Here is a 15,882-nt window from a genome sequence, read left to right as displayed (position 1 = left end):
AGATAGCGTTTACCGGCGCAGTGAAGAGGTTTCCGGCGGACGTTGTCAATCAGGCGATCTCGGATGCTCACGGGGAAACGGGTTACGGCACCGCGCGTTTGTCACGCGGCGACGAGGTTGTGGCGGAAGGGGTTCGCACCACCCGCACGGCCAGCAGCGCGCCGACGAGGGTCAGGGCCGCCGCGGCAAGCAGCCCGGCGGTGTATCCGGCGGCCAACGCCGTCCCGGGCGTCGCACCCGTGTCGAGCCGTACTCCCCGCACCGCGGTCAGCACGGCGCCGATGAGCGCCACCCCCAGTGCGCTCGACAGCTCGCGGGACGCGCTCAGCAGCCCGGACGCCGTGCCGGAATACCGCTCGGCGACAACGTCCAGGGCGTGCGAGGTCAACGGCGTGGTGAACGCCGACCCGGCGCCGATCAGCACCAGTCCGGGCACCCGCGGGGAGATCGCGGGGATGTGGTTCACCGCGGCGAGCGCCAGCAGCCCGGCGCCTACGATCGCGAGCCCGCCCGCGACCGTCCGATGTGGACCGAACCGGGCCACCGCGCCCGGGACCAGCGGGGTCGCGGCCATCACCGCCACCGCCACCGGCACGAGCGGCAGCCCGGCGCCGACCGGGTCGAGCCCGAGGAACTCCTGGTGCAGCAAGGGCGTGAAGAAGAAGACACCGGAGATTCCCAGTCCCCACAGCACTTGCACGGCGAGCGAGCCGGCGAACACCCGGTTGCCGGTCAGGGCCGCCGGCACGAGCCGGTCGTGAGCCCGCCGTTCCCGGACCACCAACCCGGCGCCGAGCGCGACCCCCGCGACGAGCGGCGGCACCGCGAGCGCGGTTCCGGACTGGACCAGCGCCGCCGTGACCAGGACCAGGCTCGCCGTCACGACGACCATGGGTCCGGTCGCCGGTCGCGGGGCGTCGGGGTCCCGGCCGCGGGGCACGGCGGCCGGGACCAGCACGAGCATCACCGCGACGAACGGCAGGTTCACGAAGAAGATCCAGCCCCAGCCGAGCGACGCGCTCAACACGCCGCCGAGCGCCGGGCCGAGCGCCAGCGCTGCGGCCAGGCAGGCCGTCCACACCGCCGCGGCGAGCGTCCGGCCGCGAGCGTCGAGGTTCGTGCGCAGCAGGCTCAGCAGGCCCGGCACGAGGAACGCGGCGGCCGTCCCCTGCAGCACCCGGGCCGCGACGAGCACCTCCACCGAACCGGCCAGCCCGCCGAGGGCCGCGCCGAGGCCGAACGCGAGCAGGCCCGCGACGAGCGTCGCCCGGCGGCCCCAGCGATCCACCAGGGTGCCGGCGACCAGCAGCAGACCGGCGAACGGCAGCATGTACCCGAGCGCGACCCATTGCAGCGCCCCGAGGTCCAGCACGAGGTCCCGCGCGATCGAGGGCGCGCCTGCCGCGACGATCGTGTTGTCGAGGGTGGTGACGAACGCCCCGAGCGCGATCAGCACCAGCGTCGGGAACCGGCGCGTCATCGGGAGCTCCCGATGAGCTCGCGGGTGACCACAGCCCGACGTCGGCGCGGGAACCACCAGTTGGCGGCGCCCAAGCGAGCCATCACCGCGGGCACGAGCACACACCGGACGACGACGGCGTCGAGCAGCACGGCGACGGTCAGTCCCACCCCCGCCTCCCGTACGACCCGGGCGTCCACGAAGGCGAACGACGCGAACACCAGCGCCATGATCAGCGCGGCCGCGGTGATGGTCCGCCCGGTCGCCGCGACGCCGTCGACCACCGCGGCCCGCGTGTCCCCGTGGCGGCGCCACGCCTCCTGGATCCGCGCGATCAGGAAGACCTCGTAGTCCATCGACAGCCCGAACAGCCCGGCGAAGAGGAACACCGGCAGATACGGCTCGACCGGCGCGCCGAACACGGCCACCACCGCGCCCGTCGTCGCCGCGGCGGTCAGCAGGTTCATCACCGCCGCGGTCACCGGGATCAGCACGCTGCGGAACACCCACGCGAGCAGCAGCACCGAAAGGCCGACGACGCTCACGAGGAACAGCGGCAGCCGCGCGGTGATCGCCGCCGAGAAGTCGGCCCGGGCCGCGACGAGCCCGCCGACGTGCGTGTCCGGGCCGCCGAGGGTGGTGGCCATCGTCCGCGTCCAGGCCAGCAGCTCGCCGGTGGCCGGGTCGTCGGACGCGGTCCGCGGGACCACCGTGAGCAGCCAGCCGCCGGGCAGCGGCGTGGGCGGGCCGACGTCGGCCCGGGCCCGCAGCGCTTCCCGGAGCGTCCCGACGGACCCGTCGCCGGTGCCGGTCACCAGCAGCGGAGCGGCGGCGCCCGGGCCGAACCCGGCGTCCAGCAGCTCCGCGGCGGTCTTCGTGACGCTGCCCGGCGGGTCGTGGACGGCGTCCGGCACCCCGAGCCGCAGCCCGGTCATCGGGAGCGCGAGCACGGCGACCACCAGCAGCGCAGCAAGCGTGTACGGGCCGGGCCGCGCGGTCACCGAACGCGCGAGCCGGGCCCAGCGGGCGCCGGTGCCGTCCCCCGCGACGCGCATCCGGCGCGCGACCGGCCGCAGCAACGCGGGCAGCAGCGTCAACGCGGCCGCCGCGGTCAGCAGCACGGAAACCGCGGCGGCCACCGCGATCCCGTCGAGGAACGGCATCCCGACGGTCAGCATCCCGGCCAGCGAGACACTCACGGTGAGCCCGGCGAAAACGACGCTGCGGCCCGACGTCGCCGCCGCGGCGGCCAGCGCCACCGCCGGTTCCGCGCCTTCCCGGCGGCCCTGCCGGAAGCGGGTGAGCACGAACAGCGCGTAGTCGACGCCGACGCCGAGCCCCAGCAGCGCGGCGATCTCGGTGCTGATCTTCGGCACGGTCATGACGTGCGACAACAGCGTCACCACGGCCAGCGCGCAGCCGACCGAAACCGACGCGGTGAGCACCGGCAGTAGTACACAGCTCAGGGACCCGAAGGCGGCCAGCAGCACAAGAGCTGCGGCGAGCAGGCCGATCCCGGCGTTGCCCAGGTCGGGCGCGGCGGCCGTCATCGCGGCCAGCTCGCCCGCGGCGCCGGCGGTGAGGCCGTCCGCGTCACGGACCACGGCGGCCAGCGCGTCGGCCGGGCCCTGGCCGAGGTCCGCGGCCGGCGCGTCGAACCGGACGGTCAGCACCGTGGTCCGCCGGTCGCCGGACACCTCACCGGGCGTGACGGACACGACGTGCGGGAGCGCGGCCAGCCGGGTGACCAAGGCGTCGACCCGGACGCGGACCGTGCCGGAGTCGACCGTGCCGTCCGGCGGGCGGACGACCACCCGTTCCTCGTCGCCGGCCGCTCCGGCGCCGCGCAGCAGGTTCGCCGCCGCGGTGCTGTCCGCGGCGGGCAGCGCCACCGTGTCGCGGAAGGCCGCGCCGGTGTGCAGCACGGCGAAACCGAGCCCGCCGAGTGCGGTCAGCCACAGGAAAACCACCACGCCGGCGCGGCGGAACGACCACGAAACGAGCGTTTTCATCCCGTCTCCTTCCGGTCGCGTGGTTGATCACGCTAACAACCTGACGGCGCAGGAAGATACGGACCGGGACCACAAATCGGCACGCGAAAACCCTTGTGGTGATGAGTGTTCCGCCGCTTGTCGGACAGGTGACAAACCCCGGCGCGGCAGTTGGGTCCCGCGTGACAGAACCGGGACCGGCGGTTGCCAAGCGGTGTTTCCGTGTGAGTACATGGACGTCCGCGCCGATGCGGAAAGGGGTGGGAAATGACCCGGACGGTCACCGTCCCCCACCCGCGGGGCTCCGGCCGCGCGCGGCAGCTGTGGTGTTCGCTGCCGACGGAGTTCGCGCGCCGGTTCCGGCCGCACGCCGACCCGCTCGCCCGCCGGATCCTGGAAGAGATCCAGCGCGCCGTGCCCGAGTACGCCAAGCCCCTCGAAGGCGAGTTCGGCAAGATCATCGTGCTGGCGATCGAGCACGCCGTCGTCAGCTGCCTCGACAGCATCGAGGAGCTCGCGTCCACACAGGACAACTGGGCGCCGCTGTTCATGGAGGTCGGCAAACGCGTCCACCACGACGGCGGCAGCCTGAACTCGCTGCAGGCCGCCTACCGCGCGGGCGGGCGCGCGGCGTGGCGCTACGTCGCGGAACTGGGTCAAGCGCACCGCTTCCCGGCGGCCGTGCTCTGCGTCGGCGCGGAAGCCATTTTTGCTTACGTGGACGAGATTTCGTCGTATTCGGTGGAGGGATACACGCTCGCGCAGGCGATGGCGACGGGCACGCTCGAACGCCGCCGGCGCCGGTTGCTCGAGCTGCTGCTGGCCACTCCGCCGTCGTCGCCGGCGACGATCGTGACGACGGCGAAAGCCGCGAAGTGGACCATGCCGGAGTGGGTCACGGTCGTCGCGCTCGACCCGCGGGCCGACCAGGACCTGACCGCGGGCCCGCACGTCGCCGACGACGTCCTGCTCGACCTCGAAAGCACCGAGCCCTGCCTGCTGACCCCGCATCCCGAACGCGACCTGCGCGGGCTCGAAGGCCGCCTGCCGGGCTGGCGGGCCGCGGTGGGCCCGCGGGTCCGGCCGGCCGACGCGGCGACGTCGCTGCGCTGGGCCCGTCGCACCCTCGATCTGGTGCGCCGCGGGATCGTCGACGATCGCGCCGTGACGCACACGGCCGACCACCTGGCGACGCACTGGCTGCTCGCCGACCGGTTCCTGCTCGACGAGCTGTCGGCGAAGGCGCTCGCGCCGTTCGCGGGCCTGACGGTGAAGCAGCAGGTCCGGCTGGCCGAGACGTTGCTGAGCTGGTTGGAGCACAACGGGAACACGCCCGACATCGCGCAGGCGCTGGGCATCCACCCGCAGACGGTGCGGTACCGGGTGAGCCAGCTGAGCGACCTCTTCGGCGAGCGGCTCGGCGACCCCGCGCACCGGCTGGAGATCCAGATGGCGCTGCGTGCGCACCAGTTGCTCGGCACTCAGCCGGAGGCTTGACCAGGCCGAGGGGCGGAACTTAGAGTTCCGACACGGTGTTAGCGCTAACAGCATGCTGGAGGGCGATCCGATGACTCTGGTGACCCGCGAGCTCTTCGGCCGCGTCGGTGACACCGACGTCCACCGGTACACCCTGACCCGCGGCGAGCTGACCGTGCGCGTGCTCGACTACGGCGGCGTCATCCAGTCGCTGGAGGCACCGGACCGCCGGGGCCGGCCGGGCAACGTCGTCCTGGGCCATCCGGATCTCGCGGGGCACGTCGCGAACAACCGGCCGGGCGCGGCGCGGGTCTTCCTCGGCGCGGTGATCGGCCGGTACGCCAACCGGATCGCCGGCGGCGCCGCCCGGCCGGGTTCGACACGCGCGTGTGGTCCGCGGCCGAGGTCGCCGACGGGCTGCGGCTCACGACCGAGGTGACATACGGCCTCACCGCGGGCGGGCTGACCCTGACCTACCGGGCGGAGACGGACGCGCCGACGGTCGTCAACCTGACCAACCACACGTACTGGAACCTGGCCGGCGCCGGCGACGTCCACGCGCAGTGGCTGAGGCTGAACGCGAGCCGGTTCTGCCCCACGGACACCGGCCAGATCCCGCGCGGCGCCCCGGCTCCGGTCGACGGCACGCCGTTCGACTTCCGCACCCCGGCCCCGATCGGCGCCCGCCTCGACCGGCCCGACCCGCAGCTGGCGATCGCCGGCGGTTACGACCACAACTGGTGCTCGACGGCCCGCGGGCGGCCCAGGCCTGGGACCCGGCATCCGGCCGGCTGCTGACGATGACGACCACCGAGCCGGGACTCCAGTTCTACGCGGGCAACCGGCTGCCCCACCGCGGCGCGGGGTTCGCGCTGGAGCCGCAGCACTTCCCGGACTCGCCGAACCGGCCGGACTTCCCGGGCACGGTCCTGCGCCCGGGCGAGGTCTACCACCAGGAGACGACCTTCGCGCTGACCGTGGCGGAGGAGCCACCGGTCACCACGGGGTGACAACGGCGTTCGGCCAACAGGGCGCACCTGCCGCGGAACCGGCGACCCGCGCCGGGCCCGTTGGCACCATGTCCCGATGAGCGATGAACCGCCCAGAGATCTCGGCCCCAGTGTGCTCCAGGACTGGAACGTCACGACATCGGACGACTTCGAGCTGTGGACCGCGGCCCTCGCTCTCGAGGTCATGCTCGACGACGCGCTCGCCGACCCGGATCTCCGGGCGACGTTGCGTTCGGAGGGACTTCGCGCCGAAGACGCCAAAGCGGCGGTCCTGGCCAGCGAGTCCACCCTCGCCCGCGTGCGCATGGCCCAGGACGAGTACGCCCAGCAGGACCACAGTGGCTCCCGGCGGCCGCGGATCCGGCACCTGGGGCCGGCCAAGGTCCTCTGGCTGGGCGCCGCGGTCGGCCTCACCGCGGCCTACCTGTCCTGCTTCGTCTACAGCTACTCCGCGCTTTCCTGGTCGCTCGCCGCGCTGGGCGCCGCCGGCCTGGCCGGGGTGGTCGCGATGTCCGGCCGGATCGCGTTGCGCCGGGTCCCGGAGCTCTTCCCCGTCACGAGCCTCGGCGAGGTGGGCCGCATCGTCCCGCACGAAGACCTCATCGGTCTCGGCGACCGGCTGGCCGATGTCCGGGCCGAGATCGTCGTGCCGGCGATCCAGGAGTTCATCCGGCGCAACCGCAAGCTCACCTTCGGGACCAAGCTCATCTTCCGCGAGGTCACGGGCCTCTACCAGGAGATCGGCGCCGACATCATCCAGACGGCGGCGACCCGGCGCCTGACCCGCGTGCTCGACCGCGCCGACTCCGTCGCCGTGGCCCTCGCCGGCAACCGCGGGGTCGGCAAGACGACCGCGATCAAGTCGATCACCGCCGGCCTGCACAGCAGCGGCGGAAACCCGGCGCCGTTCCTGGTGCTGGCGTCCGCGCCGGCCAACTACGAGGCGCGCGAGTTCGTTCTGCACCTGCACGCCCTGCTGTGCCGCGCCGTCCTCGCCAACGTCGGCGCCGCGACGGCGCCGGGCCGGCGGCGGCTCGCCCGCCGGGTGTTCGACCAGGCGACCCGGATCGTGGTCCACTTCGCCGTTTCGGCCGCCATCGCGATGCTGCTCTGGGGCTCGCCCGACATTGCCGTGTTCGCGCGCGAGATCGCCGATCTGCTCGACCGCGCTCTTCCCCGCGACCTGTCCCAGCTCGCGGCCGGCCAGTCCCCGATGCGTCTCGCCGCCCTGGCCGTGCTGGCGACGGTCCCGGTGCACATCGGTGTCGTGCTGGTCGCCGTGGTCGCCCGCACCGCGTTCACCGCGGCCCGCCACCGCACCTCCCCCGGCATCACCGCGCTGCGCAAGCAGGCGAAGAAACAGCTCGACCAGATCCGCTTCCTGCAGACCTACACCACCGGCTGGTCCGGGAAGCTGAACATGCCCCTCAAGGGCGAAGCCGGCCGGACCTGGTCCACCCAGCGCGCCGAGCAGCAGCTCACCCACCCCGAGGTGGTCGACAAGTTCCGCGAGTTCGCCACCTCGACCGCGCGGCGGCTGGCGGAAGAGAAGCTCGCCGGCCTGCTCGTCGTCGCGATCGACGAGCTCGACAAGATCGGCGAACCGGAGAAGGCCCACCAGTTCATCAACGACATCAAGGCCATCTTCGACGTCCCGGGCTGCCTGTTCTTCGTGTCCGTCTCCGACGACGCGGTGCTCAACTTCGAGAAACGCGGGCTGGCAGTGCGCGACGCCTTCGACAGCGCCTTCACCGAAATGATCCGCGTCGAGCACTTCACCCTCGAGGAAAGCCGCCTGTGGATCACGTTGCGGCTGCCGGAGCTGCCTGAGCAGTTCGGGTACCTGTGCCACTGCCTGTCCGGCGGGCTGCCGCGCGACCTTCGCCGCTACACCATCGAAATGGTCGACATCGCCAACGAGGTCTACCACCCCACGCTGGAGACGGTCACCCGCCGGCTGATCGGCAGCGAGCTGCGCGGCAAGGCGCACGCCCTGGCCGGCATGGCGGACATGCTGCCGCCCACCGACGAGGTCACGCGCCTCTCGGCGGAGCTCCTCCACCTCAAGGACGTCGACCAGTCCCTCGATCTGGTCGAGTTCGCCCACCGCCTCGCCGACCCCGCCACCGCCGGCGACCCGGGTGACCCGGTCGAACGGCTGCGCCGGCACGCCGCTTGTTTCGCGCTGCTGTGCGCCACGGTGCTCGACGTCTTCACCGACGACCTGCAGGAGGCCGGCCTCGGTCCCGACCTGCACCTGATCGCCCTGGCCCGGCAGCGCATGGCGCTGCACCCCAAGTTCGCCACGGAGACGATCCTCGCCGTCCGCAAGACGCTCGACCTCGACCTCACCCCGCCGGCGGTGGGGTGAGCAACACTTCGGCGCCGGGTCGCCGGTCCCGTGGTTACCCTCGCTGATCATGGGAGACCTTTCCGCTGTCGCCGAAGACCTCGCGCCCACGGGCACGCTGCGGGCCGCCATCAACCTCGGGAACTCCGTGCTCGCCCACGGCACGCCGGACGAGCCGGGCGGGGTCACCGTGGACCTCTCGCGTAAGGTGGCCGCGCGGCTGGGCGTTCCGGTGGAGTTCGCCTGCTTCGACGCCGCCCGCAGGTCGTTCGAGGCGCTGACCTCGGGAGCGGCCGACCTCGGGTTCCTGGCGATCGAGCCGGCGCGCGCGGCCCAGGTCGCCTTCACCGCGCCCTATGTCCTCATCGAGGGCGTGTTCGCTGTCCCGGACGGCTCGGCCTTCCGGTCGCCGGCCGACGTGGACCAGGAGGGTGTCCGGGTCGGCGTCAAGGAGGGGTCCGCCTACGACCTGTACCTGACGCGCACCCTCCGGCACGCCACGGTCGTGCGGGGCAAGGACGGCGTGGACGTCTTCGAGGAGCAGGGTCTGGAGGCGGCGGCCGGGATCCGGCAGCCGATCACCGCCTACGCCGCCGCGCACCCGGGGACGCGGGTGATCGGCGAACGCTTCATGGAGATCCAGCAGGCCGTCGCCACGAGCCCGGACCGCCGCTCGGAGACCGTCGCGTTCCTGCATGAGCTGGTCGAGGAGCTGAAGGCCGGCGGCTTCGTCGCCGAGTCGCTGCGCCGCGCGAACCAGCCGGACGCCACCGTCGCCCCGCCGTCGGGGAGCTCGTCCGTCCACTGAGGACGGACGGTCGTCACCCTGCGCGGTCCCCGGCCGACGGAGTGCTATCGCTTCTTCGTCGTCGCCGTCATGAGTGCGACATAGCGTCTTCTCGACGGTCGCAACGAGTGCTACGTTTCTTGAGGTGCAGGCCGATCCCGTGGCCGAGACCCGAGGAGCTGCGATGCCGCTTACTCCCAGCGCGCACACCGACTCGTTCTGCCGCGACCGGCTGCCGCCGCTCGAGCAGTGGCCCCGGCTCGTGTTCGACCGGCCCGAGCTGCACTACCCCGACCGGCTCAACGCCGCGACGGCACTGCTCGACCACACCGCCGCCCGCCTCGGCCCGGACCGGCCGTGCCTGCGGTCGCCGCACGAGACGTGGACCTACGGCGAGGTCGTGGCGCGCGCCAACCGGATCGCGCACGTGCTCACCGCCGAGCTCGGGGTGGTGCCCGGCAACCGCGTGCTGCTGCGCGGCGCCAACACGCCGTGGCTCGCGGCCTGCTGGCTGGGCGTCCTCAAGGCCGGGGCCGTCGCGGTCACGACGATGCCGATGCTGCGCCGCGGCGAGCTGGACAAGATCGCCGACCGGGCCCGGCCGTCGGTCGCCCTGTGCGACGAGCGCCTGCTCGACGAGCTCCCACCCGGCCTGCCGGTGGTCTCCTTCGGCGCCGAACTGGCCGAACGCTGCGCGCGGCACCCGGCGGCCTTCGCCGACGTGCCCACGGCCGCCGACGACGTCGCCCTGCTAGCCTTCACCTCCGGCACCACCGGGACGCCCAAGGCGACGATGCACTTCCACCGCGACCTGCTCGCCATCGCCGACACGTTCTCCCGGCACGTGCTGCGGCCCGTCGCCGACGACGTGTTCTGCGGGACGCCGCCGCTGGCGTTCACCTTCGGCCTGGGTGGCCTGCTGGTGTTCCCGCTGCACGCCGGCGCGTCCGTGCTCCTGCTGGAGCGCGCCACGCCGAAGGAGCTGGCCTCGATCGTCGCCGAGCAGGCGGTGACCGTGCTGTTCACGGCGCCGACCGCCTACCGCGCGATCCTCGGCGCCGGCGACGGCCCGCTGCTCGCCGGCGTGCGCCGCGCCGTCTCCGCCGGGGAGGCCCTGCCCGCCGCCGTGGCCGAGCGGTACCGCGAGGTCACCGGCCGGCCGCTGATCGACGGGATCGGCAGCACGGAGATGCTGCACGTGTTCATCTCCGCGGCCGACGAGGCGGCCCGCCCCGGCCGGACCGGCACCGTCGTGCCCGGCTTCCGGGCCGCCGTCCTCGACCTCGACGGCGAGCCGGTGCCCGACGGCACGCCCGGCCTGCTCGCGGTCCAGGGCCCGACCGGCTGCCGGTACCTCGGCGACCCGCGGCAGACCGACTACGTCCGCGACGGCTGGAACCTCACCGGCGACACCTACGTGCGCGACGCGGACGGCTACTTCCGCTTCGTCGCGCGCAGCGACGACATGATCGTCTCTTCCGGTTACAACATCGCGGCTCCCGAGGTCGAAGAGGTGCTGCTGACCCACCCGGACGTCGACGAGTGCGCGGTCGTCGGCACGCCCGACCCGGACCGCGGCGCCGTGGTGACCGCCTTCGTCGTGCTGCGCCCGGGCGTCACGCCGGGCCCGGAGGTCGTGCACGCCCTCCAGGAGCACGCCAAAGCCGTTGCGGCGCCGTACAAGTACCCGCGCCGGGTGCGGTTCGTCGACGCGCTGCCGCGCAACGCGAGCGGGAAGCTGCAGCGGTTCCTGCTGCGCGAGCGCTGACAGGGGTGACGGGCCCGCTGCCGAGGTGGGGTGGCGGTGGGCCCGTCACGTTCGCGGGGTGCCGGGGACATGTCTCCATCCTAGCCGCGGATTCGAACATATGTTCACGGCTGTTCAAGTGAATTCCGGTTACCAACCGTCACTGCGAACCCGGCGATCGCCCACGCGGCAACACTTCCGGGCGACAAACAGTCCTCAGTGGACGGTCACGGACCACCTCGAACGCGGCCGTTCGGGCGCGGAGGACGTCGTCACACCTCGGCGGCGACCCCGACGGGCCCAGTGCAACGAACCCGCCGCCGGGAACGGTAAAACTCCTGACACGGCCCTGACCAGCGCCGCGGGAGCATCACCCTGGCGTGCCGCGGAGGCGGTGCCCGGCCCCGCGAGCCGACCCCATAAAGTCTTCGCGCAGCCCATCCGGAGGTGACCGCCCGCGTGCCCGAGGTCGACTACTACGAGGTGCTCGGCGTCCGCCGGGACGCCACGGCGGCCGACGTCAAGACGGCCTACCGCCGGCTGGCGAAGACCATGCACCCGGACGCCGGCGGCACGGTCGGCACGTTCCGCCTGCTCCGCGACGCTTACGACGTCCTCAGCGACCCGGTCCGCCGCGCCCGCTACGACGCCGGCGGCGCCACGGTGGTGCCCGTCCCGGTGCGGCCGCGGCCCCGGCGCCGCTTCGGCGACGAGCCCGGGTTCGTCCCGGACCTGCCCGACCTCGACGCCGAGGACCTGACCTGGTGGCACTTCGCCGGCGAGGACACCCGGATGCGGCACGGCCGCCGCCGCGGGCCGGGGCACATGCCGGTGGTCGCCGCGGTCGGCGGCATGGTGCTGGTGCTGCTTCCGCTGGTCGGCGGGGTGGAGTTCTCGCCGCCGGTGCTCGTCGTCTGGCTGCTGCTGACGGCCGGGACGGCGCTGCTCGTCCAGCGGCTGGCGCGCGGCTACCTGCGGGCCGGCCGGGCCCGCGACGCCTACGCCGAGGAGTTCGGCGGCCGCACGGTCTTCGGCGCCCCCGGCACCGAGCGCGACGAGCTGGCCGAGCGGCTCACGGCCGACCTCCTCGAGGGGTACCTGACCCGCCTGCCGGGCGCGCGCATCTTCCACGGGCTCGCGTGGCCGGGCTCGGTGTTCGCCGACGTCGACCACGCGGTGCTGTGCGGCAAGCGCCTGGTCCTGGTCGAGTCGAAGCTGTGGCTCCCGGGCCACTACGAGACGGCGGAGGACGGCAGGCTGCTGCGCAACGGCCGCCCGTTCCGCGGCGGCGGCAGCCGGCTCGCCGAGAGCCTCGCCGCGTACCGCGAGCTGCTGCCGGGAGTGGCCCTGCGCGGCGCGATGATCGTGTACCCGAGCCGCAGCGGCGACCTGACCACGGCGGATCCGGGCGACGAAGTGGTCGCGCCGATGACGCCGGAGACGTTCCTGCACGAGATCGGCGAGTGGCTCGCGGCGGATCCGTCCACTGTGGACCACGAGGCGCTGCGGACGATGAGGGACCAGGTGGTGGGCGGCGGCCGGGCCGCGTGAGCCCGGCCGGTGCCCGCCGAAGACGCAGGTGGTGGCGCACCGGCGCTCGCCACGAGCACGCCCGCGCCCGGCAGCAGCAGCCTCCGACGATCCCGGCCGAGCCGAGCGGGGTCACACCTGCGCCCCGGCGGTTCGAGGCGGCCCCCGGCCGCTGCCCGCCGCCGTTCACAACGGCCCGGTCGGAGCGCTCCAGCCCCGGCCGCACCAACCCCACAACCTCCCGATCCCCGGCACCAATACCGTGCACAACATGACCCCGACCACCGGAAACCACCACCGAACGTGAGCTCCGCCGCCACGCTCGGGACCGTCCTGCTGGCCTACCTCCCCGCCGCCGTCTCGCCCGGTCCCAACTTCGTCCTCATCGCGCACACCGCCGCGGCCGGGTCGCGCCGGGCCGCCGTCGCCGTCGCGCTCGGGGTGATCGCCGCCGGAGGCCTGCTGGCCGCCGTGGCCGTCTTCGGGCTCGGCAGCCTTCTCGCGCGGGAACCCTGGCTGGCCGCCGCCCTGAGGGTCGTCTGTGGCGGCTACCTGGCCTGGCTCGGCGTCCGGCTCTGGCTCCGCGCCCGCGCGGCCGACGCAGCCCCGCCCGCCGGCCACGGGAGCGCCTTCCGGCAGGGCGTCACCAGCAACCTGACCAACCCGAAGGCCGCGGCCTTCTTCGGCAGCGTGCTCACCGCGACGCTGCCGCCGTCCGAACCCACCGCCGTCAAGGTCGCCGCCGTGGTGCTGATCGTCGCCGTCTCGACCGCGTGGCACCTCAGCGTCGCGCTGCTGTTCTCCTCCCCCGCCACCCAGCGCTGGTACGCCCACGCCAAACCGGCCCTCAACCGCGTTGTCGGCACGGTTCTCGTCGTCCTGGGCGTCACCCTCGCCGTAACGCCGTGAAGGCCCCTCCGCCGCGGCGAAGGGGCCTTCACGAACCACAGAACTACCGGACGCCGCCCGAAGCGCGCTGCTTCTGCGCGTGCGCGGAGCGGGTGCAGACCTCACCGACGTCGATCGTCTGGCCGCGGTCGGCGAACACGTCCGCCACCCCGACGAGCTTGCCGTTCGGCGTCGAGCAGGTCAGCTGGTAGGCCTCCTTCGTGCCGTACGTCGGCGGGATCGGCGACGAGAACGACACGTCCCCGGTCCAGTCGTCGACGGCGTTCGGGTCGGCCTGGTCGTAGTTGACCACCACGGCCTTGTAGTCGCCGGCCGGCGGGTCGAACAGCACGGCGTGCTCGGACGTCGTGCCGCCGTTCGCCGACGAGCTGACCAGGTTGCCGGCCGAGTCGTAGATGAACAGGTCCCAGTCGGTCGCGGTGTTCGCCCAGTTGATGTTGACGCTGAACTTCCCGTTGTCGACCTTCGGCAGGCCGTCGACGTGGAAGGTGAACGAGTCACCCGCCGGGTCGGCCGGGTAGTTCTGGTTGATCGGCGGCACCCCGGCCGGGTTGGTCACCGCGTACCCCTGCTGCGCAGGCCCCTGCGGGTCGCGCCCGTAGCGGCCCGCCACGTACGGCCGGGTCGACGGGTTGACCGACCACGCGAACCGCCCGCCGGTGGTCGTGAGCTTCGAGTTCAGGTCGTCGGTCACGTAGATCGGCGGCTTGGTGGTGCCGTCGGCCTGGATCACCGGTGACGTCGGGGTCTGGAACGTCTTGTGCAGCTTGAGCTGGTAGCCCTTGGGCGCCGAGCCGATCAGCGTCGAGTGCTGCTGCGGGTCGGCCGCGTTGCCCAACATGTCCAGGAACGCCTGGCGGTTGCCACCCTTGCCCGCGCCGGCGGCCGGCGCAAGGCCTTCGTACTCCGCCACCACGCTGTCGGCGAACGGCCCGTGGAAGCCGTTGCCGCCGACCTCGATCGTGAAGCCCCAGCCGCCGGTGGCCCAGTACGACCAGTCTTCGGTGGTGCCAGTGGTGTCGTACAGCGCCCAGCTCGGCTCGCTGGTGTATCCGTTGCGCGACGCCAGCTTGTCGCCGAGGGCCTTGTAGGCCGGCTCCTCCAGCGGCGGGCGGACGTCCGCCACGCCCGGCGGGCGCAGCACCAGCGCGGCGACGGTGTGCATCGTCATCAGGTTGGTCACCTGTCGCGACGACACGATCGAGCGAACGTTGCGCACCTCGGGTTCACTGAACGGCGCGGACCCGCGGAAGGTGTCACCGCTCCAGGCGATCTCGGCCCCGTTGCCGCCCCAGAAGCCCGCGTAGTTGCGGTTCGGGTCGGTGCCGCGGACGCGGCCGCCGGGGTTGGCCTTGCAGACGCCGGTGGCGTACTGCGGCGGCGAGTCGTTGACGTTGCAGTTCTTGCGCTTCATCTCGTAGTCGAACCGGGTGAAGTCACCCTTCGGCTCGGCTTCGCGAGAGATCTCGAAGCCGTCCGGGTTGATGATCGGCACGACGATGTTGCGGGTCTTGCCGACCAGGCTCCGGATCGCGGGGTCATGGGCGTACCCGTTGACCAGCTCGTACGCCCACTCCATGACGTGCTCGCCGGCCGGCCACTCCCGGGCATGGTGCACACCCATGGTGAAGTTCACCGGCTTGCCGTCGGTGATGTTCTTGACGTCCGTGGCGATCTCGACACCGACGACGTCACGGCCTTCCCAAGTCTGCTCCGGCATGGTGAACGCCGAAACCAGGCCCGGATTCTTCCTGGCCAGCTCTTTCATCTCGTAGTTGTACTCGTAAAGGTGCCGGTAGCTGGTGCGCTCGGACGGCAGCGCCGAGGCGGCGGTCTTCGCGGCGTACTGGCGGTCGGTCTTCGCGTCCTGGACCGACTTGGCGGAGAGGTCGGCCTCGATCACCGTCGACTTGAAGCCGCTCTTGGTGAGCGTCTGGCGGTCGGTGTCGTCGGCGAGCACCACCTCGACGCCGGTCGCGTCACCCTTCTCGGTGACGTCGAGGCCGAGCCCGGTGAGCTTGGCCTTGTCGGCGCGGGTCGGGGTCTGGACGCGGACCAGCTGCGCCTTCTGCGCGGTGGTCGGCGTGCCCTGCGGGGTCAGCGCCAGGAAGTCGACACCGAGCTGGGCCTGGCCGGCCGAGCCGCCGTACCGGCAGCCCTGAACGACGAGCTCCTGGCCCTTTTTCACGAAGCTTTCGGCGAGTTCGCGGGTTCGCAACGCCGTCGAGGCGGCGACCACCGCGCCGGTGGCCTTGTCGAACACGGCGACGTCCCAGTCGCCTTCGGCGCCCTGCACCGGCTTGAGACGGGCCTGGACGAGACCGTCCACCGTGGACGTGACGTCCCGGCGGTCGGTGCCCGCGGTGCCCTTGGGCTGCACCTTTGCGAAGCAGGAGCGGGGTACCGACTTGTCGGCACGCAAAATGTTCTGCGCCGCGCCCGCCGTTCCGGCAGGCAGCGCTACGAACGTGGCGGCCAGTGCCACGGCCGAAGCCAGCAGCACCAGTCGTCTTGGTGAATTCCCCACAGGACAGGACCTCCTTGACGAGGCCGGCAGCACGGACGTACCGGTAGCGAGTGACCATAATGGAGGAAATCCGGCCGCGGTAACCGCCGTAAGTCG

At 72.7% G+C, this 15,882-nt stretch carries 12 protein-coding genes; 9 read left to right on the top strand and 3 right to left on the bottom strand.

What is annotated here, in order from left to right; genetic code table 11:
* Nucleotides 1-82: 82 nt before the first annotated feature.
* Together ACZ63E_RS29280 and ACZ63E_RS29275 are read right to left on the bottom strand one after the other, a co-directional pair.
* Nucleotides 83-1,480: an MFS transporter gene (locus ACZ63E_RS29280; protein ID WP_465339325.1), complete on the bottom strand. Its 1,398-nt coding sequence runs from the start codon at nucleotides 1,478-1,480 to the stop codon at nucleotides 83-85.
* Nucleotides 1,477-3,471 carry an MMPL family transporter gene (locus ACZ63E_RS29275; protein ID WP_465339324.1) on the bottom strand — a complete coding sequence of 665 codons (1,995 nt, stop codon included), beginning with the start codon at nucleotides 3,469-3,471 and terminating at the stop codon, nucleotides 1,477-1,479. The genes ACZ63E_RS29280 and ACZ63E_RS29275 overlap by 4 nt, the downstream gene beginning before the upstream one ends.
* 246 nt (nucleotides 3,472-3,717) lie before the next feature.
* Between ACZ63E_RS29275 and ACZ63E_RS29270 the strand changes: the two genes are divergently transcribed.
* The 9 genes from ACZ63E_RS29270 (at nucleotide 3,718) to ACZ63E_RS29230 (ending at nucleotide 13,259) form a co-directional block, all read left to right on the top strand.
* Nucleotides 3,718-4,947 (top strand): PucR-like N-terminal domain-containing protein, encoded by a 1,230-nt coding sequence (locus tag ACZ63E_RS29270; RefSeq protein ID WP_465339323.1) that lies wholly within the window; start codon nucleotides 3,718-3,720, stop codon nucleotides 4,945-4,947.
* A gap of 70 nt (nucleotides 4,948-5,017) precedes the next feature.
* Nucleotides 5,018-5,365, top strand: coding sequence for an aldose epimerase family protein (locus ACZ63E_RS29265; RefSeq protein WP_465339322.1), 348 nt, complete (start codon nucleotides 5,018-5,020; stop codon nucleotides 5,363-5,365).
* Complete coding sequence (locus ACZ63E_RS29260) at nucleotides 5,314-5,724, top strand: aldose epimerase family protein (RefSeq protein ID WP_465339321.1); 411 nt, start codon at nucleotides 5,314-5,316, stop codon at nucleotides 5,722-5,724. Before ACZ63E_RS29265 ends, ACZ63E_RS29260 begins: the two co-directional genes overlap by 52 nt.
* A 2-nt stretch (nucleotides 5,725-5,726) precedes the next feature.
* A complete protein-coding gene (locus ACZ63E_RS29255) occupies nucleotides 5,727-5,936 on the top strand; it encodes an aldose epimerase family protein (RefSeq protein WP_465339320.1) in 210 nt (69 codons plus the stop codon).
* A gap of 76 nt (nucleotides 5,937-6,012) precedes the next feature.
* A complete protein-coding gene (locus ACZ63E_RS29250) occupies nucleotides 6,013-8,307 on the top strand; it encodes a P-loop NTPase fold protein (protein ID WP_465339319.1) in 2,295 nt (764 codons plus the stop codon).
* Between the two features lie 49 nt (nucleotides 8,308-8,356).
* Nucleotides 8,357-9,094 (top strand): transporter substrate-binding domain-containing protein, encoded by a 738-nt coding sequence (locus ACZ63E_RS29245; RefSeq protein ID WP_465339318.1) that lies wholly within the window; start codon nucleotides 8,357-8,359, stop codon nucleotides 9,092-9,094.
* Nucleotides 9,095-9,257: 163 nt separating this feature from the next.
* Entirely contained in the window at nucleotides 9,258-10,841 is a 1,584-nt protein-coding gene (locus ACZ63E_RS29240) for an AMP-binding protein (RefSeq protein ID WP_465339317.1), read from the top strand.
* Nucleotides 10,842-11,279: 438 nt separating this feature from the next.
* Nucleotides 11,280-12,371: a J domain-containing protein gene (locus ACZ63E_RS29235; RefSeq protein ID WP_465339316.1), complete on the top strand. Its 1,092-nt coding sequence runs from the start codon at nucleotides 11,280-11,282 to the stop codon at nucleotides 12,369-12,371.
* Nucleotides 12,372-12,653: 282 nt separating this feature from the next.
* A complete protein-coding gene (locus ACZ63E_RS29230) occupies nucleotides 12,654-13,259 on the top strand; it encodes a LysE family translocator (RefSeq protein WP_465339315.1) in 606 nt (201 codons plus the stop codon).
* Between the two features lie 43 nt (nucleotides 13,260-13,302).
* Here ACZ63E_RS29230 and ACZ63E_RS29225 read toward each other — a convergent pair whose 3' ends face one another.
* Nucleotides 13,303-15,762: a M14 family zinc carboxypeptidase gene (locus ACZ63E_RS29225; protein ID WP_465339463.1), complete on the bottom strand. Its 2,460-nt coding sequence runs from the start codon at nucleotides 15,760-15,762 to the stop codon at nucleotides 13,303-13,305.
* Nucleotides 15,763-15,882: the final 120 nt, after the last annotated feature.

Source organism: Amycolatopsis sp. NPDC104819 (assembly GCF_055583145.1).
This window is presented reverse-complemented; position numbering and strand designations above follow the sequence as displayed.